General features: G+C 42.8%; 18 protein-coding genes. 16 read left to right on the forward strand and 2 right to left on the reverse strand.

Going from position 1 to position 23,511, the window contains the following annotated elements; genetic code table 11:
- Positions 1 to 56 precede the first annotated feature (56 nt).
- The 8 genes from FGG15_RS05245 (at position 57) to FGG15_RS05280 (ending at position 10,635) form a co-directional block, all read left to right on the forward strand.
- Positions 57 to 2,267: a bifunctional alpha,alpha-trehalose-phosphate synthase (UDP-forming)/trehalose-phosphatase gene (locus tag FGG15_RS05245; RefSeq protein WP_138833924.1), complete on the forward strand. Its 2,211-nt coding sequence runs from the start codon at positions 57 to 59 to the stop codon at positions 2,265 to 2,267.
- Complete coding sequence (locus FGG15_RS05250) at positions 2,264 to 3,793, forward strand: nuclear transport factor 2 family protein (RefSeq protein ID WP_138833926.1); 1,530 nt, start codon at positions 2,264 to 2,266, stop codon at positions 3,791 to 3,793. Before FGG15_RS05245 ends, FGG15_RS05250 begins: the two co-directional genes overlap by 4 nt.
- 83 nt (positions 3,794 to 3,876) lie before the next feature.
- Positions 3,877 to 4,380, forward strand: a complete 504-nt coding sequence (locus FGG15_RS05255; protein ID WP_138833928.1) for a VOC family protein — start codon at positions 3,877 to 3,879, stop codon at positions 4,378 to 4,380.
- Between the two features lies 1 nt (position 4,381).
- On the forward strand, positions 4,382 to 5,716 hold the full coding sequence (locus FGG15_RS05260) for a M28 family metallopeptidase (protein ID WP_138833930.1): 1,335 nt from the start codon (positions 4,382 to 4,384) through the stop codon (positions 5,714 to 5,716).
- A gap of 36 nt (positions 5,717 to 5,752) precedes the next feature.
- Positions 5,753 to 7,369: a M1 family metallopeptidase gene (locus FGG15_RS05265; RefSeq protein WP_138833933.1), complete on the forward strand. Its 1,617-nt coding sequence runs from the start codon at positions 5,753 to 5,755 to the stop codon at positions 7,367 to 7,369.
- Positions 7,370 to 7,945: a YdeI/OmpD-associated family protein gene (locus tag FGG15_RS05270; protein ID WP_138833935.1), complete on the forward strand. Its 576-nt coding sequence runs from the start codon at positions 7,370 to 7,372 to the stop codon at positions 7,943 to 7,945.
- A gap of 134 nt (positions 7,946 to 8,079) precedes the next feature.
- Positions 8,080 to 9,933, forward strand: coding sequence for a hypothetical protein (locus FGG15_RS05275; RefSeq protein WP_138833937.1), 1,854 nt, complete (start codon positions 8,080 to 8,082; stop codon positions 9,931 to 9,933).
- A gap of 9 nt (positions 9,934 to 9,942) precedes the next feature.
- A complete protein-coding gene (locus FGG15_RS05280; RefSeq protein WP_138833939.1) occupies positions 9,943 to 10,635 on the forward strand; it encodes a hypothetical protein in 693 nt (230 codons plus the stop codon).
- 33 nt (positions 10,636 to 10,668) lie between these two features.
- Here FGG15_RS05280 and FGG15_RS05285 read toward each other — a convergent pair whose 3' ends face one another.
- Complete coding sequence (locus FGG15_RS05285; protein ID WP_262710825.1) at positions 10,669 to 11,952, reverse strand: MFS transporter; 1,284 nt, start codon at positions 11,950 to 11,952, stop codon at positions 10,669 to 10,671.
- A gap of 77 nt (positions 11,953 to 12,029) precedes the next feature.
- On the opposite strand from FGG15_RS05285, the gene FGG15_RS05290 reads away from it, so the two are divergent.
- Genes FGG15_RS05290 through FGG15_RS05310 form a run of 5 tightly spaced genes read left to right on the forward strand, consistent with a single transcriptional unit; the run spans position 12,030 to position 21,969 of the window.
- Positions 12,030 to 15,320 carry an amidohydrolase family protein gene (locus FGG15_RS05290; protein ID WP_138833942.1) on the forward strand — a complete coding sequence of 1,097 codons (3,291 nt, stop codon included), beginning with the start codon at positions 12,030 to 12,032 and terminating at the stop codon, positions 15,318 to 15,320.
- Between the two features lie 33 nt (positions 15,321 to 15,353).
- The gene (locus tag FGG15_RS05295) at positions 15,354 to 16,730 is read left to right on the forward strand and encodes an amidohydrolase family protein (RefSeq protein WP_138833944.1); all 1,377 of its coding nucleotides are present in this window, start codon (positions 15,354 to 15,356) and stop codon (positions 16,728 to 16,730) included.
- A gap of 47 nt (positions 16,731 to 16,777) precedes the next feature.
- On the forward strand, positions 16,778 to 19,984 hold the full coding sequence (locus tag FGG15_RS05300; RefSeq protein ID WP_237561788.1) for a WD40/YVTN/BNR-like repeat-containing protein: 3,207 nt from the start codon (positions 16,778 to 16,780) through the stop codon (positions 19,982 to 19,984).
- Between the two features lie 6 nt (positions 19,985 to 19,990).
- Positions 19,991 to 20,692: a DUF2490 domain-containing protein gene (locus tag FGG15_RS05305; RefSeq protein WP_138833946.1), complete on the forward strand. Its 702-nt coding sequence runs from the start codon at positions 19,991 to 19,993 to the stop codon at positions 20,690 to 20,692.
- A 56-nt stretch (positions 20,693 to 20,748) separates the two neighbouring features.
- Positions 20,749 to 21,969 (forward strand): bifunctional alpha/beta hydrolase/OsmC family protein, encoded by a 1,221-nt coding sequence (locus tag FGG15_RS05310; protein ID WP_138833948.1) that lies wholly within the window; start codon positions 20,749 to 20,751, stop codon positions 21,967 to 21,969.
- 7 nt (positions 21,970 to 21,976) lie between these two features.
- Here the strand turns inward: FGG15_RS05310 and FGG15_RS05315 are convergent, their stop codons facing one another.
- Positions 21,977 to 22,186: a hypothetical protein gene (locus FGG15_RS05315; RefSeq protein WP_138833950.1), complete on the reverse strand. Its 210-nt coding sequence runs from the start codon at positions 22,184 to 22,186 to the stop codon at positions 21,977 to 21,979.
- A 166-nt stretch (positions 22,187 to 22,352) separates the two neighbouring features.
- Between FGG15_RS05315 and FGG15_RS20060 the strand changes: the two genes are divergently transcribed.
- From FGG15_RS20060 to FGG15_RS05325, 3 genes are all read left to right on the forward strand, one after another.
- Positions 22,353 to 22,508, forward strand: coding sequence for a hypothetical protein (locus FGG15_RS20060; RefSeq protein WP_161991922.1), 156 nt, complete (start codon positions 22,353 to 22,355; stop codon positions 22,506 to 22,508).
- An 81-nt stretch (positions 22,509 to 22,589) separates the two neighbouring features.
- Positions 22,590 to 22,835, forward strand: coding sequence for a YdeI/OmpD-associated family protein (locus FGG15_RS05320; RefSeq protein ID WP_161991923.1), 246 nt, complete (start codon positions 22,590 to 22,592; stop codon positions 22,833 to 22,835).
- Between the two features lie 54 nt (positions 22,836 to 22,889).
- Positions 22,890 to 23,471, forward strand: coding sequence for a superoxide dismutase family protein (locus tag FGG15_RS05325; protein ID WP_138833954.1), 582 nt, complete (start codon positions 22,890 to 22,892; stop codon positions 23,469 to 23,471).
- The last annotated feature ends 40 nt before the right edge of the window (positions 23,472 to 23,511 follow it).

The following is a 23,511-nucleotide window of genomic DNA, read 5'->3' on the forward strand; positions in this document are numbered from 1 at the left end:
CTATTAAATCGAAAAAATAGGAATTTTATTACATTTTGATCCTAAAATCACGATTCATGAGTAAAACTATAATTATTTCCAATAGACTACCAGTACAATTGCAAATAAGTGATGGTGGACTCACCGCTACCCCAAGTGTTGGAGGCTTGGCCACCGGAATGAAATCGGTACACAGTGGGGGCGAAAGTTTATGGATTGGATGGTCTGGACTTACTGAAGAGGATACACCTGCGGACCTTGAATCGGAAATTGACAAAGCACTAGCCAAGCATGGCTGTGCCAAGGTAAACCTTACTGCAAACGAAATTGATGGGTTTTACTTTGGATTTAGCAATAGGACCATATGGCCCTTGTTCCATTACTTTTTGGAATACACGGAATTTGAGCTTGATTTCTGGAATGTATATAAATCCGTGAATCAAAAATTTGCGGACGCTATCATAGAACAATCCAATGAGGATGACACCATCTGGGTGCATGATTACCAACTGATGTTGGTGCCCCAAATGGTACGTGAGAAAAGGCCAAATACCTCCATTGGATTCTTTTTGCACATTCCGTTTCCTTCTTACGAGATTTTCAGGACCATGCCTTGGCGGGAAGAAGTCCTGGAAGGACTATTAGGTTCAGATCTAATAGGATTCCACACCTACGATTACGAACGTCATTTTTTGAGTTCGGTTCGCAGACTATTAGGACTTGAAGTGAGTTTTAATGATGTTTATCAAGATCACAGGGTAATCAAAGTAGATTCCTTTCCTATGGGAATCGACTACAAAAAATTTAGGGATGCGGCCATTGCCCATGGAAAGAATGCACCGGAAAACCGCTCCGATTTTCAGATTAAGTTGGATGACCACAAAGCGTCGGCACCGGATACCAAACTGATTATATCCATAGATCGATTGGATTATAGTAAAGGAATTGCCAAGCGCATCAATGCTTTTGAGTACTTCTTAAACAAGTATCCGCAATACAAGGAAAAAGTTAGATTGATTATTTTGGCCGTGCCATCACGATCCAACGTACCGCAGTATCAACTCTTAAAAAAGGAAATTGATGAACTGGTTGGCCGTATCAATGGGGAGCTCTCCACGGTCAACTGGACTCCAATTTGGTACTTCTACCGTTCCATGCCCTTTGAAAACCTTATCGACCTATATACCAGTAGTGACATTGCCTGGTTAACGCCTTTGAGGGATGGGATGAATCTGGTGGCCAAAGAGTACATCGCCACCCGAATAGACAAAACTGGGGTCTTGATCTTAAGTGAGATGGCCGGTTCCGCTTACGAAATGAACGAGGCTCTCCTCATCAACCCCAATAATTTCGAACAACAGGCAGATACCCTAAAACAAGCCATTACCATGCCCAAAGAGGAACAAATGGCGAGGAACATGTTCCTTCAAAACAGATTGGAACGATACAATGTAGAGGTATGGGCCAATGAATTTATGAATGCCCTCAACCAAAAAAGTGAGGGGGACGACACCTTTGTTTCCCAAAAACTGTCCAATTCCATTCTAAATCAAATCAGCAAGCAATATGCCGGCTCAAAGAAACGCCTGTTATTCCTGGACTATGACGGTACGCTAACTGGATTCCATAAGGATCCCCAAAAAGCGACCCCTGATGCTGAGTTATACAAGCTGCTGGATCAATTGCATAACGACAAGAATACGACGCTGTTTTTAATCAGTGGAAGGGACAAACAAACGTTTACCAAGTGGTTCCTGGACAAAAAATACAACATGATCGTAGAACATGGGGTGTGGATTTCCACCGAAGGTGAACCCTTCAGAATGTTGGAAAACGTTAAGGGTGAATGGATGGAAAAAATAAAACCGGTATTGGAGTCCTTTGTGGATCGAACACCGGGATCTTTTATTGAAGAAAAGAATTACTCCATGGCTTGGCATTACAGAAACACCGATCCTGATTTTGGCCAAAAAAGGGCCACAGAACTTAACACGGTGCTAACCAGCCTTATTGGGAACGACGATATCAGCGTGCTAAACGGCAATAAGGTCATGGAAGTAAAGAGTAGTAACGTAAACAAAGGTCGAGCTTCTGTGCGCATGCTGGGAGAAGATGATTACGACTTTGTTTTTGCCATTGGAGATGATTGGACGGACGAATTTATGTTTCAAGAATTACCGGATTCTGCTGTGACCGTTAAAGTGGGGCTCAAAAAGACACAGGCCAGGTACTATGTGGAAAACACCAAACGTGTCCGTGATTTGCTCCATCAACTTGTAGACGCATGACTTTAAGAATTATCCCCATAATTTTACTCCTTACCTCCTTTCAAAGTCTGTTTTCGCAGGCCAATACGGAAGTGTACCTTTTTGATTTAAGCTTGGAAAACGGAAATCCAGTGCTATCCAATCCCAAAAACATTTCAAACAATCACGGCTATGACAACCAACCCTCTTTCATGGATGATCATACCATCCTGTTTTCGGCAACCCGAGCTGATCAAACCGATATCAAAAAATTCAACATTGAAAGGGGAAGCACGTCGGAATGGGTGAGCAATACGCCAACGGGAAGTGAATATTCTCCTTTAAAAATTCCGAATAAAAATGCGATATCTTCCATTCGACTGGATCTGGATGGTTTGCAATTGCTGTACGAATACGATTTGAAAACAGGGGAATCCAAGCCCATCTTACCCAATCAAAAAGTGGGTTATCACGTCTGGTTCAATGAAGATGTTTTGGTCAATTCTGTTCTTGTTGACAATCGCATGGACTTAGTGGTCAGTAACATAAAGGAAGGCACGCAAAAAACCATAGCCCGAAATGCTGGTCGATCCTTTCATAAAATTCCCGACACCAACTTGGTCAGTTACGTGAGTAAGGCAAGTCAACCTTGGGAAATTCGCTCATTGGATCCCATCAGTGGACTTACTAAGAAAATTGCCGATATCCCTAACCAAAGTGAGGATGTTTGCTGGTTAAATGGACAAATACTACTTGCCGGGATGGGTAAATCCATTCTCAAATTTGATATCTCAACGGATAAAGAATGGCAGATGGTTATGGAATTTGATTTGGATGAGATCAATAACATTACCCGAATGGCCATCAATCCAAGTGGTAATCGTTTGGCCTTTGTTGCAGAGGTATCTCCGATAAGCGTTATTGACCGGCAGGTCCAGACCTTCAATGATCGGGATCTGTTTGGATTTGTCTCCAATTATAGTGAGGATGTGGTGGTGGAGCGATTTCCAAATAACCCTATGTATGTGGGTCGACAGAAAATGACCGATAGTTACGATCGCTTCTACCAAAACACCAAAGAGGCCAAAGTTGAAGTAGTTAAGCGCATCAGAATTGGAAATACTGTCATAGATGAGGAAATCACCCTGGTAGACGGGAGAAAAGGGCATCAAGTGGCTCTTTATGAGGTAAAGAACGGGTTCATCGCTTCCATGCGGTTTATATTTCCAGATCGGGAAACCAATGATACCGAGGCCGTGGTGCAATCCCAGTTGGATGCGTATAACGCAAGGGATATAGATGCCTTTATGGCGACCTATGCAGATGATATTGAACTTTTCAACTTTCCAAACGAGTCCTTTATGAAAGGGAAAACGAAAATGAAAGCCAGATACGAAGAGTTTTTCAAATCCACGCCAAATCTCCACTGCGAAATCAAAAACCGCATGGTTATTGGCAACAAAGTGATTGATGAGGAGTATATAACGGGCACCAAATCCAGTTTTAGTGCAGCAGCGATTTATGAGGTAGAAGATGGAAAAATCACTAAGGTTACCTTTATCCGGTAAGGGTCGTCGTATTAGCCAGACCAACATTTAGAAAATTCCTTAGCTTTTGTTACATTCACAACTCATTTTTAAAATCCCAACCCATGAAATTATCCTTTTTCCTAGGACTACTGTCCTTCATTTATCTAAATCCCACCATGGCCCAAACTGAATTCGATAAACCTTATATATCCATTGGAGTGGCAGTAACAGATTTAGAAACCTCCTTAGACTTCTATACCAATATCATTGGAATGAAAGAATTGGGAGAATTCTCCGTGACCGACGAAATGGCAAAAAAAACAGGTTTGACCGGGGGAAAAGCTTTCGATGTCACAGTTTTAAAGCTTTATGATGATCCCAATGCAACAGAGTATAAATTGATGTCCTTTGGCAACGAAAAAAATGAGGAGGAAAAGCACATTCAAGACCGCAATGGAATGCGGTACATTACCATCTTTTATAAATCCTTGGATGCCGTAACCCAAAGATTGGAAGACCACAACATTGCAATACTTAGCCAGAAACCAACCCTCATTCCTGATGGGAGGAAATTTATATTGGTACAGGATCCAGACGGAACCTTCATTGAACTGATAGGAAATTAAAATGAAAAGAAATTACATCCTTCTCATTGCGCTTTTTAGTGCTTCTTTTGTCTTTTCGCAGACTGATCCCAGACTTTATGATATCATCAATTCAGTATCTGCTGAAAGGATTAAAAATGACGTGACCACATTAGCCAACTTCGGCACACGGCATACTTTGAGCGATACGGTTTCGCAAACCCGAGGCATTGGAGCAGCTCGTCGATGGATCAAATCTGAATTTGAAAACACATCTGCCTCCTGTAATGGGTGTCTGGAAGTTTTCTATCAAAAAAACTTGGTTAAAAAAGAGGAAGGTCAGCGTATTGTCAAAGATGTCTGGGTAGTCAATGTGGTGGCGGTTCAGCGTGGCACCAAATACCCTAACCGATATATTATTATGAGTGGGGATATTGATTCTCGCGTAAGTGACCCTAACAATTACACTTCGGACTCACCCGGCGCCAACGATAATGCCAGTGGAATGGCCGGAACTTTGGAAGCAGCCAGGGTACTCTCCAACTACCAATTTGAGAACAGCATTATGTATGTGGGACTATCTGGGGAAGAACAAGGTCTCTTTGGGGGCAAGGGTTTGGCAAACCATGCCAAGGAAAAAGGATGGGAGATCATTGGTATCATGAACAACGACATGATTGGAAACATAACCGGGGTTGATGGTGTAGTAAGCAATCGAGATTTCCGCATCTTCTCAGAACCGGTTCCGCCCAATGAGACAGAACAACAACGAAGAGCAAGACGATTTTATGGTGGCGAAGTAGACGGCATTTCAAGACAACTGGCCCGTTACGTCCATAAAACCACTCAAACCTATATGCCAGAAATGAACCCAATCATGGTATATCGGCTAGATCGATTTGGTAGAGGGGGTCACCACAGACCTTTCAACGACGTCGGTTTTGCTGGGATTAGAATAATGGAAGCCCATGAGAATTACACTCAGCAACATCAAGATATAAGGGTGGAGGACGGCATTTCCTATGGCGATGTATTGGAACATGTCAACTTTGATTATGCCAAAAAGCTTACTGCGGTTAATGCCATTAATTTGGCGTCAATAGCTTGGGCTCCCCCAGCCCCAACAACCGTTGAAATTGGAGGAATTGTGGAGCCTTCGGCCAAGCTCAAATGGAGCAAGGTAGATGGCGCTGTGGGGTACAAAATCTATTGGAGGGACACTACCTCCCCTACCTGGGACAACCACAAATCTGTTGGGAATGTCACTGAATTTGTCCTAGACGGCATTGTTGTTGATAATTTCTTTTTTGGGATAGCTGCGGTCGGAGCAGATGGGCATGAGAGCCCAGTAGTGTTTCCCAATAAAGTGTTCAGATAGGTTGAGACCTTTAAAAATCATACTAAACGTGTTGGAATGAAAAATAAAATTGTTTTAAGTGTAATGCTTTTGGGAATAATGACAGGCGTATCCGCTCAAATGTTTACCCAACTGGACACGCTAAGGGGCAGTATTACCCCAGAAAGGGAATGGTGGGATGTGAGTTATTACGACCTGAACCTCAAGGTAGACCCTGAAGCAGAATATATTTCAGGCTTCAATCGTATTAGATATAAGGTTCTCAAAGAAGCAGATGTCATCCAAATTGACCTACAGCGACCCTTACAAATTGATGAGGTAACCCAGGACAATCAACCCTTGGAGTTTACCTCAATAGGCCCTGCCCACTTTGTCAAACTAAAAAAGAAACAACGCAAAGGGGATTACAACGAACTTAAGGTCGTCTATTCCGGAGAACCAAGAAAAGCTGTCCGCGCACCTTGGGATGGAGGGTTTTCATGGAGCAGGGACGATAACAACCTGCCTTTTGCCGCTACCTCATGCCAGGGCTTGGGCGCCAGTGTTTGGTGGCCCAACAAGGATCATATGTACGACGAGGTGGACAGCATGCGCATTAGTGTGGATGTTCCCAAGAACTTGATGAACGTTTCCAATGGCAGACTGATTGAAACCAGTGAAGGTGATACCACCAAAAATTTTACGTGGTTTGTTTCCAATCCCATTAACAACTACTGCGTAAATGTGAATATTGGGGATTACGTCCATTTTGGGGAAAAATACGAAGGTGAGAAGGGTGCTTTGGATGTGGATTATTATGTGCTTCGGGATAATTTGGACAAGGCTAAAGAGCAATTCAAACAAACTTCCATGATGTTGGAAGCCTTTGAACATTGGTTTGGCCCCTACCCTTTTTATGAAGATAGTTTTAAACTGGTAGAGGTACCCTACTTGGGAATGGAACACCAAAGTTCTGTAACCTATGGAAATAAATATCAGAATGGGTATCTGGGTCGTGACCTTTCCGGTTCCGGATGGGGATTGAAGTTCGATTTTATCATTATCCATGAAGGTGGACATGAGTGGTTTGCCAACAATATCACCTACAAGGATATTGCCGATATGTGGATCCATGAGTCTTTTACAGCCTATTCTGAAAATCTTTATCTGGACTACCATTATGGCAAAAAAGCCTCTGCAGCGTATGTTATTGGAACCCGAAAAAACATCAGAAACGATAGACCCATCATTGGCCCATACAACGTAAATAAGTCTGGTTCTGGAGACATGTACTATAAGGGAGCAAACATGTTGCACACCTTGCGACAACTGCTGGAAGACGATAAGCTTTGGAGAGCTATTTTAAGGGGATTGAATGAGGAGTTTTACCATCAAACCGTTACTACGAAGCAAATTGAAAACTATATCAGCAAGAAAACCAAAAAAGACTTGTCCGCTTTCTTCAATCAATATCTGAGAACTGCAATGATCCCCAAATTGGAATACAAACAAGAGGGGGATGCGTTACGTTTTAGATATGTGGATGTTGTAGAAGATTTTGACATGCCCATTCGCCTCTTTGTTGATAGTAAGGAGCAGTGGATTTATCCCAATTCGGAATGGAAAACGGAAAAGTTGAGTGGCACTACCTTGGTCTTTGATGAGAACTTTTATATTGAGACTGAACAAATCTAAATGAAGGAAATTCCGGAACATTATTTTAAAAATGATGCTGAGTGGCGCAAATGGCTGCATAATCATCACGATTCCTCTGCAGGGATTTATCTGATTCTATATAAAGTGGATCATCCCATGGAAAGTATGCGATGGGAGGAAGCCGTAAGGGTTGCCTTATGCTATGGATGGATTGACAGTACGGTAAAAAGTCTGGGAGAGGGCAAACGTAGGCAATACTTTTGTCCTAGAAAACCCAAAAGTGTATGGAGCAAGGTCAACAAGGACCACATTGAAGAATTGATGGCTAGTGACCAAATGCACCAAAGTGGTTTGGAATCCATTAAAATAGCCAAGGATAATGGTTCTTGGATTGCATTGGACGATGTGGAAAACTGCGTAGTTCCTCCCGATCTACAAAAGGCTTTCAATCGAAATAAAAAGGCATTTTCCAACTTTCAAAGTTTTACCCGGTCGCAAAAAAAGAGTTACCTCTATTGGTTAAACCAAGCCAAAAGGGAAGAAACCCGGCAAAAGCGGATTGTGGAAATCATCGATGGATGTAAAAAGAACATTAAATCCAGAAGCGCTAGATAGTTCTTTAAGTTTTGTCAGAGAATTCTGTTCCAAAATTTGTTCGTTTATCCAATATCCCTGATATTTAATCGCATAAAATTAGGTACAAGATCCCAACGCTATATCTTGCCAACCATCAACCTTTATTGCTATAGATGACCAAATCAAAAATCAACCTCATCCCTTTATCTCTTTTCGTTTTATTTTTTAATAGCTGTTCTTTTCAATTTTCGGAGGACTTTTTTGCCGATTTGGAGGATCAAGGCTCCAACGCCCTCATCACGGTTGAACCTTTTGAAGATGGCGTTAGTCTGAATGCACCAAGAACGGTTTCCTATAGTTTCAACAGCGACCCTAGGCATAGGCTGTATAGCATCAATGTTGACATTGATGGCCAAGGTATATTGGGAACTCAAGATCGTACAGGTTCGTTCGTTGTCAACACGGACGCCCTCTCCGAAGGAGAGCATACGCTGAGAGTTCGCTATCAATACTCGTCTGGAACCGGAAGTTTGGCCGATTTAAATGACCTGGAAAGAATGGAGGGTTCCATTGCCTATACGTTTACGGTAGACAAGTCAAGTCCAGATCCTATAACGCTTACTAATGTCGATGTCAGCGAGGGTACCATTTGGATACGATGGGAGGATGTTGGGCAGCAAAATTTTGACGAGGCTCTTCTTTTGGTCTATGATCCAGAGGACAACCGGATACTTCGTCAAATTGAGCTTACCCCAGAAGATATTTTGGCCGGAGAATTCAATGATGCCCTGAGCACAAATCTCGAATTGGAATATGAGATAATGCTAAGTAACAGATACGCCGAATCCACGGGCAATCGTATGGGTATTTCCTTGGACTACCCAAGTTTAAGAGGACAAGTTATCAATGATTCGCAATATAGAGTTCTATGGACAGAACATCCCTTGTACGGCAATTTTGATTTATACACCTATAACATGAGGCCCAATAATACCTTTGTTGATTTGAGCAACCGAGGAGGGGAACTCATCGTGGATGATGCCCCAGTCTTTGGACAGACTGAAGTTCATTCCTTGAATTTACAACGAGAAAATGACTTTACCTACCTCCATTTTGTTTCAGGAGAAATGCACTTTGGGGAGACTTTTGAGGCCAAAAGCGGCGAAAATTATGTCATGAGCACCACACGGAATTCGATTTTCACGGTTGTGCTTGATGGTGGCACAACCCATAACGCCCCAAGAGATGTGATAATTCATGAATTGGATCCCGAAACTTTGGAGATTGTTGCCTCCAGAAACTATTTTACCATTACCGACAGCTTTGCCAATTTAACGGTAGATCCAATTTCGAACAACTTGATACTGGACCTAAGCGATTCCACCTATTTGATTGATGTGAATACCCTTGAAATTTTAAGTTCTTGGAATGCGGCGGACTATTCGGCAGACACCCACAACATCCACACCTACTATAGGAATGGTTTCATTATTTTGGAAAAGCTCAGTCGGGAATCTTTGTCCATTTATGATGCCAACACGCAAAACTTGCTATATCAATCCAATATTGAGTATCAATTTTTTATTGCAGATGATGGAGAAACCTTTATTAACAACAATGCAGTTTATCGCTGGGATGGAAGCACCTTCAATGAAGTACTTGCTATAAGCAAAATTGGAAATGTTTCGTTACATGAGGCTTTCTTTGTTCCCAATCAGGGCATTGTGGTTTACAGTAACATTAATGGCAATCCCGTTATTTACGATTATGTAGCGGATACCTCACAGACTATTCCCCAGCTTACCGGGATTGATGACATCAAATATGACCCTGTTTCAGATAAACTATGCATGTTTAAACGTGATCCGGATGATTCCAGCAATGATATTGCCCATTTGTATTCACTGACCAACGGAGTTGAGAAGCAGCTTAAGGTTTTTGTGGATTTTTCAACACGGTATTATCACTATTTAAATGAGAAACTAATCTCCAATCAGGGGCTTTACCTACAAGATTACTTTAACTAACCCATTGCCATGAAATCAATATTCAAATTTCTAGCTCTATTACTTTTATCACATAGTGCTATAGCCCAAAGCGGAAGTATTTTTGCCGAAATCAATTACAATACCTTTTCCCATAAGAATCTTCAGAGTTTCCAGCAGGAATTCGTTCAGGACATTCCACAGGTTGATTTAAGGGTGAACGACAATTTTCCAGCTCATGTGGGCTTTACCGTGGGTTATAAAATAAATGCTATAAACACTTCCATTTTTGCCAGTTACAATAGTACAGGTGGCAAAATCTCGTACTCCGATTTTTCGGGAGTGATTCGTCTAACCCAGCCATTAAACGGCTATACCCTCGGCGGTATATACCATTTAAGCCTGTTACGAAACGATAGGAATAACGCGTTGTCTTTAAGTTTGAAAGGATTTGGCACCTATTCAACCTTGGATATTAAAAGCTATAACGAAACTTTGGGTGTGGTCACGGAGGAAGAAATAGGTGTACATTCCATTGATTATGGGGTTGGAGTTGGTCTAATCTATGAATATCCCATCTCCGTAGTCCGTTTGAGAGCTTCAATAGGTTTTGATGCCGTCCTTGGAAACAAACTAACCTTGAATGACAACAAGGACTTTTTTATTGAAGATAATGGTGGAAGTGCAGTTAAAACAGGTTGGTCAGGCTTAAGAACAGGTATCGGGATTGCCATCCCCATTTAACTTTGAACAGCATTAAGGTATACATAAAAAAGCCTAGCCCTCTTTTCCATACAGTCTGTGATAGACAATAGCCGCTGCACCGCCCATTAGGGAAAATCCAGTAAGCATCCAGAATACATTTTGATGCCCAAGTTCTTCTCCTTTATGCGCATCAAGTAAGATTCCATAAGCTGGTCCAGCAAAGATATCGGGGGTATACCCTATCAAGGAAATGAGTCCTACTGCGGTCCCTGTCAACATCAATGGTATTTTGCCTTTCTGCATAACACCAAAATAGAGCGCCCTTGCCGCGTAGATTCCTGCAGCCACAATCACTACGGACATAAAAAATAAGGCTGTGGCTGAAGGTCCAATAATTCCTGAACCAAACAGGATTCCCCCCACAATACAGGCTCCAAAACTATACACCAACCACAATGTAATTCGAAAACGGTCTACCAAGAGTCCCACCAAAATTCCGGTTGCGGGTCTTAAAAACTGGAAAAACGTCCCCGTTTGTGCTGCTTTCACCTCGTTATACAACATAACCTCATTGGCATATTGCGATATAATATCCGTAATCTTGTACCCCACATAGGCACAAAGAATAATAATCATCAGCAGCCAAACCGAAGGAATTCGCAGTACCTCTCCAATTTCTTTTTTGGAGATACGGTCAACCAATATTTCCCGCTCGTCCATTCCAGATTTCATAAAAACCCAAACCAAGACTCCTATAATAGCGATAATTACACAGGAGGTATACACAACGTATTGAAAAGCCATTCTCCGCTCCCCAAGTGAACTGGTATCCACTTCTTCCCCTAGAAAAAAAGAGAAGATAAGTACACCCAACAAACCAAAAAGAGCTCCCGTAAGTCCACGGCCCCCGTCCAGGAGTCCAAAAGCCTTGCCTTGTGAAGTATCACCACCCCACACCCGGGTTGCCTTGATCATGGGTGCCCAAAACAAAAAAATGGTGGTAAAACCCCAATAACCATACAAGACTTGCAGTTGCTTAAAACTGGGATAAGTCACAAAAAAAAGACCTCCCAAGGCGGTCATCCATAAAGCAATGGCAATTAATTTTCGAGGTGGGTATTTATCGGCCAAGGGACCACCAAACAGGTAAGAAATCAAGGCTACAATCCCATAAACTGAAAAGCATAGACCTAATTGGGTGTTGTCCAATTGAAAAACATCTAAAACGGTACTTCTAAAAATTCGAGGGAGCACAAAGGGAAGGATAAAAACCGCTTCTCCAGCCAGAATCAGTAAAATAAGATAATACCAAGGGGCTTTTTTATCCATGCTCGCTAAAAATAAACAAAATAAAATCGCCAGAATCCCTTAACACCTTTTTAAGAAATGCCCTATCCCTTTTTGGTATCTTTAGCTGACTAATTGAACCTATAATGAAATACTTCTACCTCGCCCTGATGTTTCTTGCATCGGTGACGCTTGCTGCCCAAGAAAAAGATAAAAAAGAAGACTCCAAATGGGATGTCTCAACTCCAAAAGGGGATTTTAATTTCCAAGATCACCAATTTACTACGGACCAAGGTACCTGGATGAATTTGGATGTAAGCCCGGATGGTTCCCAGATTGTCTTTGATTTATTGGGTGATATCTATTCTATGCCAATTTCTGGAGGGAAGGCTAAACTTTTACGAGGTGGTATCCCTTTTGAAGTGCAGCCGAGATTCAGTCCTGATGGTTCCAGAATTTCCTTTACGAGTGATGCCGGTGGCGGAGACAATATTTGGGTAATGAATGCCGATGGCTCAGATGCCAAGCAGGTCACCAAGGAGAAGTTTAGGCTGCTGAATAATTCCTGTTGGATGCCCAATGGTCATTATCTGGTGGCACGTAAGCACTTTACTTCACAACGTTCCCTCGGTGCGGGTGAAATTTGGCAATATCACATCACGGGAGGAACCGGGCTACAACTTACTAAACGTAAAAACGATCAGCAAGATGTCAATGAACCTTGTGTTTCTGCGGATGGTAAATACCTATACTACAGCGAAGATGTTTATCCCGGAGGATTCTTTCAATACAACAAAGATCCCAACAAACAGATCTATGTGATAAAGCGATATGATTTTGAAACTGGAAAAACCGTTATGGTGACCGGAGGCCCTGGAGGGGCAGCCAGACCACAAGTGTCACCAGACGGAAAATTGCTGGCTTTTGTAAAAAGAGTTAGAACAAAAACGGTACTATATCTGCATGATCTTCAAACTGGTGAAGAATGGCCTATTTTGGATTCCCTGAACAAGGACCAGCAGGAAGCTTGGGCGATATTTGGGGTATACCCCAACTTTAGCTGGATGCCCAATAACCAAGAGCTGGTTTTTTGGAACAAGGGAAAAATCCATAAAATCAATATTCAGACCCAAGAAGTAGTCAACATCCCGTTTAGTGTGGATGCCAACATAAAGATTGCCGAAACCCTTAGGGTGGATTCACCGGTTGCTCCTGATCAGTTCACAGCCAAGGTGATTCGTCATGCGGTAACCTCCCCCGACCAAAAAACATTGGTTTTTAACGCCCTTGGGCACCTATGGGCCAAGAAACTGCCCAATGGAAAGCCGAGACGCTTAACCAAAGGAACCGATTTTGAGTTTGAACCCACCTTTTCACCCGATGGGAAGACCGTGGCCTATGTCACTTGGAATGATGAAAATCTAGGGGCGATATATAAGATATCCACCTCCGGAGGAACGCCCATAAAGCTCAGCTCGGAAAAAGGCATTTACCGTACCCCTTCGTTTAGCTTGGATGGAAGCAAAGTCACATACCGAAAAGAGCCTGGCAACAACGATCAAGGACGAAGTTTTGCCAAGAAAACAGGAATTTATACTATCAAGGCAGATGGTTCCAACCCAAATTGGGTGATCAATGAGGGCGAATATCCAACTTTCAGCAAAGATGGAAAACGTATTTTCTACCAAACTGGAGGAATGTTTTTTGGAAGCCTGACCAAGGAACTTAAATCGGTTAATCTTAATGGTAAGGATAAGAAAACACATGTCAAATCCAAATACGCAAACCGTCTGGTACCCAGTCCGGACAACAAATGGATTGCCTTCACCAACCTACATAAAGCCTATATAGCTCCTTTGGTGCTCAATGGAAAGGAAATTGATTTGGACAACAATTCCAAGTCTGTACCTGTTTCTCAAATATCTAAGGATGCAGGAATCAATCTGCATTGGTCAAGTGATAGTAAGAAGATTTTTTGGACTTTGGGTGATGAGTATTTCGCAAACGATGTTAAAGACCGTTATACTTTCTTACCCGGATCTCCTGAAAAGGCCGCTAAAATGGATAGCATCGGAATCAAAATTGGCTTGGTATCCAAAACCCATAAACCTTCGGGTAGAATCGCATTCACCAATGCTCGAATCTTGACCATGGAAGGGGACGAAATCATTGAAAATGGCACCATCGTTGTCAACCAAAATAAAATTGAATATTTGGGTAAGTCAGACGAAATTAATGTGCCTGCAAATGCCAAGGTATTTGATGCTACTGGAAAGACGATCATGCCTGGAATTGTGGATGCCCATGCCCATATTGGGGGTTTCCGATATGGATTAACCACACAAAAGCATTGGCAATTGTATGCTAATTTGGCCTTTGGAGTAACCACTTCGCATGACCCTTCAGCAAACACCGAATCTATTTTTGCTATGTCTGAATTGATAAAAAATGGAGATATGGTGGGGCCACGTCTCTATTCTACGGGTATCATCCTATATGGTGCAGATGGCGATTTCAAGGCCGTCATCAACAATCTGGACGATGCCCGTTCGTCAATCCGAAGAACCAAGGCCTTTGGTGCTAAATCTGTGAAGAGTTACAACCAACCACGAAGAGACCAGCGCCAACAAGTGATGCAAGCTGCCCGAGAGTTGGGCATCAATGTGGTCCCTGAAGGTGGTTCTACTTTCTACCACAACATGACCATGATCATGGATGGCCATACGGGAATAGAACACAATATTCCGGTTGCCCCGGTTTATAAAGACGTGGTTGAACTCTGGAAAACAAGCGGTTCAGGGTATACCCCGACTCTTGTGGTCAACTACGGAGGGATGAACGGAGAGTACTATTTCTATCAGAAAGACAAGATATGGGAGAATGAAAAGCTCTTGAAATACACCCCAAGGGGTTTGGTGGATTCCCGATCCAGGTACCGAACCATGATTCCGGATGAGGAATATGAAAATGGGCACATACTGGTTTCCAAAACGGCAACGGCCCTAACCAATGAAGGTGTTAAGGTAAACTTGGGAGCCCATGGTCAATTGCAGGGTCTTGGTGCGCATTGGGAACTTTGGTTGTTGCACCAAGGTGGAATGACCCATATGCAAGCGCTACAGGCAGCTACCATCAATGGGGCCAAATACATTGGCGCTGGTAACGACATAGGTTCCTTAAAAGTGGGGAAACTTGCGGATTTGATTGTCTTGGACAAAAATCCTTTAGAGGACATCCGAAATACGGAATCAGTGAAATACACCATGGTCAATGGTCGTCTCTTTGATACCGAAACCATGGATGAAATTGGAAATACGGAGCAAAACCGAAGCCAGTTTTGGTGGGAAAACAACAAATACAATGCAGCTTTCCCTTGGCATGAAGAAGCCCAAAGCTTCACACGCCCTGGCTGTGGCTGCCATATTGGACACAACTAACCGCCTCGTTCTAGGGGCCTAAACAACACTGCGATGAAGAAAACAGCACTACTCTTGGTCATGATTGCCCTAACGGCATGCAATCAAGCCCAGGAAAAAGCAATTACCGGCGAGCTTTTACTTAGCGATGTCAATGTAATTGATGTCCGCGAAGGAACCCTATTGGCCCATCAACACATTGTGATAGATTCTGGGATAATTAAACACATTCTATCAGAAGAACAGCAACCAGAAAATTTTAATAAGCACATTGATGGAACAGGAAAGTTCGTGCTTCCTGGTCTTGCTGAAATGCACGCGCACATTCCCCCTCCTTCAACTTCACAAGAACGATTGGAAGAAACGCTGTTCCTATACTTATCCAATGGTATCACCACGATACGTGGCATGCTGGGAGCATCAAGTCATCTGGAATTGCGGGAACAAGTTAAAAAAGGAGAGATTCTGGGGCCTCGGATTTTTACATCCAGCCCTTCCTTTAATGGTAATTCGGTTACTTCGGAAGAAGAGGCTATTACCAAAGTAACGGCCTATCAAAAAGATGGGTACGATTTTTTAAAAATCCATCCCGGTATTCAACGCAACGTTTTTGATGCGCTGGTCAAAACCGCCAATGATGTGGGTATTCCCTTTGCGGGCCATGTTCCTGTGGATGTGGGCATCAGACATGCCCTGGAAAGCAATTTTGCCTCCATCGACCATATTGATGGTTATTTGGAGGGACTGGTTCCCGCTTCGGAAGCTATTGACCCATCAGCTAATGGATTCTTCGGATATAATTTTACACCGCTGGCAGATGTTTCATTAATTGATGAACTGGTCACACTTTCCAAAGAACATAAGGTCTGGATTGTGCCTACCCAAAGTCTGTTTGAACGCTGGTTTGCCCCTATTTCTGCGGAAACACTTCTGGCACAACCGGAAATGAAATATATGCCTGCCTCCACTTTGGAGAACTGGAAAAGAATCAAATTGAACTCGACAGGGCCAGATTCCGGGTTTGATGAGGAGCAATGGGAAGATTTTATTGCTATCCGAAGACAGCTACTAAAGGCGTTACAAGATAACGGTCAAGGTATTTTATTGGGTTCAGATGCCCCGCAATTGTTCAACGTTCCAGGATTTTCCATCCACCACGAAATTGAGGGCATGGTAAAAGCAGGGATGACTCCTTTGGAAATCATTCAATCCGGAACCATTAACCCAGCTCAGTTTTTTGGGCTGGAACATGAATTTGGGGAAGTTAAGGAAGGATTGGCCGCGGATCTCGTTGTTCTGGAATCCAATCCGATGGATAACTTGTCAGCCCTGAAAGATATCTCAGGAGTTATTCGTCAAGGCAATTGGCTATCCCAAGAAATGATTGCACTTAAACTTGAGAAAATTGCCGAGAACGCCTCTAAAAACTAAAAGTTCTCCTTAATCATTAATCTAAAAACGACAAATTACCTAAAATGATAAAAAAGTTACTTTTTCTGATGACGCTTTTCGCGTCCACCTTGATTTTTGGTCAAGAATTCGATATGGATTTGGTACAGGACATGAAACCCAGAAACATTGGCCCAGCTGGGATGAGTGGTCGGGTTACCGCCATTGATGTGGTACACTCCAATCCTGATATCATGTATGTAGGTACCGCTTCTGGCGGACTTTGGAAATCTACTTCAGGAGGAATTAGGTGGAAGCCCATTTTTGAAAAAGAGGTTACAGGTTCTATTGGAGCTGTGGCCATACAACAGTCCAATCCTTCGGTAATTTGGACAGGAACCGGGGAAGGAAATCCACGTAATAGTCTTAACGGAGGCTACGGCATCTTCAAATCATTGGATGGCGGTAAAACCTGGACTTCCATGGGATTGGAAAAAACAAGACACATTCATAGAATCATTATAGACCCTACCAATCCAGATGTAGTTTACGTAGGCGCAATTGGATCTCCATGGGGCGAGCATCCGGAACGAGGCGTCTTTAAAACCACGGATGGGGGGGAAACTTGGAGTAAAATCCTATTTGCAAACAACAAAACAGGGATAGCGGATATGGTCATGGACCCTTCCAATCCCAACAAGCTAATTGTTGCCCTATGGGAACACAAGCGCGATCCATGGTTCTTCAAATCCGGTGGAGAAGGAAGTGGTCTATATATAACCCACGATGGTGGTGTGAATTGGACAAAGGTGACGGAAGAAGATGGGCTGCCCAAAGGGGAATTGGGAAGAATTGGAATTGCCATTGCGCAAAATAAACCCAATGTGGTATATGCCTTGGTGGAAGCCAAGAAAAATGCACTCTATAAGTCCGAAGACGGGGGTGCCAAATGGAAGAAAGTCAATGACAAGAATGATATTGGCAATCGTCCGTTCTACTATTCTGAAATCTATGTAGACCCAGAAAATGAAAATCGAGTGTATTCCATATTTACCTACGTGAACGTTTCGGAAGATGGTGGAAAAAATTTCAAGCAGCTGATGCCCGCCTATCAGGTGGATAATGGGGTGCATCCCGATCACCATGCATGGTGGATTCATCCCCAAAATGGTCAATTCATGATTGATGGGAATGATGGGGGTATGAACATCACCAAGGATGGTGGCAAAACTTGGCGCTTTGTGGGAAATCTGCCCCTGGCCCAATTCTATCACATCAGTGTGGACAATGAGTATCCCTACAATGTATATGGGGGCATGCAGGACAATGGTTCGTGGAGAGGACCTGCCTATGCTTGGCGTCATCAAGGAATACGAAACGACTATTGGCAAGAAATTGCTTTCGGGGATGGTTTTGATGTGGTTCCCGATTTGGATGACAACCAATTTGGTTATGCCATGAGTCAGCAAGGGTTTGTTTCCCGATACGATTGGAAAACAGGAAACAATTATATTGTTCGCCCCACCCCACCTGATGCCACCACAAAACTTCGGTTCAACTGGAACGCAGGCATTGGGCAGGACCCATTTGACAACAGCACCGTTTATTTTGGAAGTCAGTTTGTCCATAAATCCATAAACAAAGGACTAACCTGGGAAGTCATATCGCCCGACTTGACCACGAATGACAAGGAAAAGCAAAAGCAAAGTGAAAGTGGTGGTTTGACTATGGATGCTACAGGGGCGGAAAATTATTGTACCATTCTCGTTATAGAACCTTCATCAGTGGAGCAAAACATGCTTTGGGTGGGTACCGATGACGGACGCGTGCACATCACCCAAAATGGAGGGGAAAGCTGGACAGAGGTAACCCAAAACATCAAAGGATTGCCCACGGGCAGCTGGATTCCACAGATTAAGGCGTCGAAAACCCATAGAGGCGAAGCTTTGTTGGTGGCCAATGACTACAGAAGGTTCAATTATACGCCTTATGCGTATCGTACCAAAGATTATGGAAAAACCTGGACTCGAATCGCGGACGGCAATGATGTAGAGAGTTATGTGCTATCTATTGTGGAGGACAAGGAAAATCCCAACCTACTCTTTTTAGGCACTGATGACGGACTTTACATATCCTTTAATGCTGGTAGGAAATGGCAAAAATGGACAGCAGGATTCCCAACGGTATCTACCAAAGATTTGGTTATTCATCCCAGGGAGCAGGATTTGGTCATTGGGACTTTTGGACGGGCAGCTTGGGTCTTGGATGATATTCGTCCATTAAGGGCCTTGGCCCAAAATCCTTCCATTCTTCAAAAGGAAGTGAGTCTATTTGAATCTCCTGACGCTTATTTGGCGGCCTATCAACAAGCGACAGGTAGCAGATTTGGCGGGGATGCCATCTATAATGGCGAAAACAGAAAACAAGGAGCCATGTTGACCTACTATCTAAAAGAAGGAAAGAAACAGGAGTCCAAATCAGATAAAAAAGAGGATAAAGAGGCGAAGGTAGGTGAAACCAAAAAAGAAGAAAAACCAAAAAAGGATTCCATTTTTATCAAAATTTATGATGGTGACCGATTGATTCGGACCCTCTCCCACAAAACACCCAAAAAAGCCGGATTCCACAGGGTATATTGGGGATTGGATGAAAAAGGACCAGATACCCCTGCAAGGAAAATCAGCAAAAGCAAGAAGGAAAACGGAGGTATCTCTGTTAAACCCGGTACCTACAAGGTGAAAATCCAGTATGGAGGTCATGCGGATTCCACTAGTGTTATCGTCAAAACAGATCCTCGAATCAAAACTTCCCTAGCAGGAATCCAGGAAGTTTATGACATGGGCAAAAAATTGGAAGGCTACACCCAAACGGCGGCCGATGCAGTAAAGCAGTTGGTGCAGAACAAAAATCTGGCCCAAAAGTTCGAAAAAGAAATGAAGGACCTGGATAAGGAAAAATACAAGGACCAGATCAAAGCTTCTGGGGACATGGTCAAAAAAATAGATTCCGTGATGGCCATTTATTTAGGTAAAGAGGACAAAAGGCAAGGGATTACCAGAAATCCAGAAATTACTGTTATGCAACGCTTAAATACAGCCAGTTTTTATGTGGATACAAGAAAATCTGGTATCACCGAAACCGAAAAGAAATTGGTGCAGTTTGCCCAGGAGGAACTTAAGAATGCTTTGGATGAGACCAATTCATTTTTCACAAATGATTGGAAGCCCTACCAAGAATCAATAGAAGCCTTAAATTTGTCCCCTTTTAAGGAGACTCAAATTTTTGAACTAGATTAATGTAATATGGTCAAGAAAATAGTATTTAGCTTATTGGCAATCGGGTATACAGCCCAACTGAGTGCCCAACAAACTGGCGAGGATGAATGGGGTGCTTGGTATATGTATTTCGGAACCAACAAAATAGCGGAACGGTTCAGCATTCATACGGAGGCTCAGTTCAGGTTCTACGAAACGGCCTCCAACTTTAACCAAATGCTACTGAGAACCGGACTCAATTATCACATAGATAAGAACGCCATTGCCACAATGGGTTATGGTTATATTACCACCGATGGCACTTTTGAGGAGTTTCCCAACGAAACCAACAGCAAGGAACATCGTATTTTCCAACAATTCATTTTGAAAAACAAGGTTTGGGAGTTTCTATTTGAGCACCGATATCGTCTGGAGCAGCGATTCCTGGATTTTGGGAATAGGACAGATACCCAGCATCGGGGACGGTACAGGATTCAAATGACCTTGCCCCTGACGGATACCTTCTTCCTGAATTTCTATGATGAACTGTTCATCAATTTACAGGATGACCTTTTTGGACAGAACCGTTTGTATGGAGCTCTGGGAATTCATGTGACCAGTAATAGCAGTGTTCAAGTGGGTTACCTACGAAATCAGTTTGCCAATGCGGTCTTTGATCGCGTGCAGATAGGAATCTTTTATAATCCCGACTTAAGGGGAGTGTTCAAGAAGAAAGGGGCCACCAATTAATCCCTATTGATTGCCCATTTGTTCTGAACCAGAAGTTTAACTTTTATTAGGAACAAATGGGTCTTCAAAAAATCACCTTTAAAAATTCAGATGGTCAAACTTTGGTAGGTCGACTAGAGCTACCCGCTGACCAACATCCCCATAGTTACGCCATTTTTGCGCATTGCTTTACGTGTAACAAAAACTTGTTGGCGGTAAAAAACATCGGAAAAGCACTCACCTCCCACGGATTTGGTGTCTTGCGTTTTGATTTCACAGGACTTGGGGAAAGTGATGGGGATTTTGCCGATACCAACTTCTCAGGTAATGTAGGTGATCTTGTAGCTGCTGCTGAATTTTTGCGGGATAATTATGAAGCCCCTACCCTTATCATTGGGCATTCTCTGGGTGGTGCTGCATCTATTTTTGCCGCATCGGAAATTCCATCCATCAAAGCGGTTGCCACTATTGGTGCCCCATCCAATCCAGTTCACGTAAAACACCTACTGAGGAGTGGGGTGGATGAAATCCTGGTTACTGGAAAAGCGGTAATCAATTTAAGTGGAAGGGATTTTACCATTAAAAAGCAATTTTTGGACGATTTGGAAACCAAATCCCTACCTGAAACCGCCAAAGCCCTTCGTAAACCACTTTTAATCATGCATTCCCCGCAGGACAATACCGTGGGAATCAAAAACGCGGAAGAAATCTATATTGCTGCCCATCATCCAAAGAGTTTTGTTTCCTTGGACGGGGCGGATCACTTACTCTCCAAAAAAGAGGATTCCATTTATGCCGGAAATGTAATTGCTGGTTGGGCGATGCGATATGTGGGTCCAACGGAAAACCAAGAACCAAAATTGAAAACCAAGCATCAAGTGGTGGCTAGTTTGGATGCGGAAGATGGATTTACCACTCAAATGAAATTGGGCAACCATTATATGGTTGCAGACGAACCGGAAAGTTTTGGGGGCAACGATTTTGGACCTTCGCCCTATGAATTGGTTTCGGCTGGTTTATCTGCCTGTACGGTCATGACCATTCAGATGTACTCCAAAAGAAAAGGCTGGCCCGTTGATAATGTGGAAGTCCACACTTCTTATAGCAAAACCCATGCACAGGACTGTGAGAATTGCGAACAGGATAGTGCCAAAATAGATACTTTTCATAGGGAAATCAGGCTCACGGGAGATTTGGATGAGAAACAAAAAGCGCGAATCATGCAAATTGCGGACAAGTGTCCCGTGCACAAAACCTTACATAGTGAAACGCAGGTCATCAGTACATTGGTGGGGTAAATGCGGTTTAGCCGCGCATGTACAGGATGTCAAAATAATCCAGCTCAAGTTCTATGGCCGACCTTCGGATTTTACCCAAAGAGCGCACATATTCGTTATAACCAATTTTCCCATCGTACCACAGTTTTTTTAAACGGTGGTATCCCTTGCAGAAAGATTTTCTCTTTTTGCAATACATTAGAAAATCAATATAATGTGACGGCTGTTGAACCAGCATAAATTAATTTTTTTAGCTCCTTAGGGAACAATCAGGCTTTATCAAAATAACGCTGTAATTAAAAGATCAGTATTTTTACTTCCATTAAAGGTTCATATTAGGAATAATTATAGCTAGGACATCTCCTATGTTTAACTGTCTATTTATCCCTTAAACCCAGGAATTTATGGAAAGTCCCGTATTTGAGGTAAGCCTGGAAGGCACCCATAGTGTAAGGGTTCCGAAGGAAATTGTCACTCCTTTTTTGGAGGCCGGCCACAAAAGAGTCAAGGTAAAGGCTTTTTTTGAAAATAAGGAAGTAACCTACTACGCCGCCCTCTAGAAACGTCAAGCTGCTTGTTTTGTGATGTTCAACAGGGGCAATCAAAAAAACTTGGGGGTTTATCCAACTGATTTTTTCCAAATGCAGTTTTTTGAAGACACTTCCAAATATGGCGTGGAGATGCCCGAAGAACTGGAAGCGGTACTTTCTACGGACATGGATGCAGAAACCATTTTTGAAAGCTTCACCGATGGCAAAAAAAGAAGTATCATTTATATGATATCTGGCTATAAGAATTCCCAAACTCGAATTGACAAATCTCTCCTACTTTGTGAAAACCTAAAAAGAGGCGTTAAAGATAACAAAGCGCTTTTGGAAGTTTTTTAGGTTGAATTCACATTAAATTATTGGTACCTTAGACCAAACCTAAAAATCCTTACGATGAAAAAAATACAAATCACAGCCATGAGCCTACTGGTTTTATTGGCATTCAGTTGTAAACAAGCTAAAAAAGAGGCGGAAACAACCACGGATGAAGTTGTGGAGGAGGTGAAAGAAGAAATTGTAGAGGTTAAGACCATCTCTTTTTCCATGGAAGCCAAAAGCGACAGCAATGTGGGCGGTGAGGTCACTTTTACCGAGGAAAACGGGACTGTGATTATGAAAGCTAAACTTTCAGGGCTTACCGAAGGCGAGCATGCCATCCATATTCATGAAAAGGCAGATTGCTCGTCGGCCGATGGAAAATCGACGGGAGGGCACTGGAACCCTACCTTTCAGCCACATGCTAAATGGGGTGCTGATGGAGGTTACCATAAAGGCGATATTGGAAACTTTGTAGCTGACGCTGAAGGCAATGCTTCTGTGGATTTTGGAACTTCCGAATGGTGTATAGGGTGCGATGACGAGACCAAGAACATTGTGGGGAAGGCGGTTATCGTGCATCAAGGAATAGATGATTATACATCACAACCCAGCGGTGCTGCCGGAGCTCGAGTGGCCTGTACGGGAATCATTCAATAGAAAATTCAAGAGCCACTTTCCAGTGGCTCTTTTCATTTAA

It is taken from the genome of Flagellimonas algicola, from assembly GCF_005937185.1.
Lineage (GTDB): Bacteria > Bacteroidota > Bacteroidia > Flavobacteriales > Flavobacteriaceae > Flagellimonas > Flagellimonas algicola.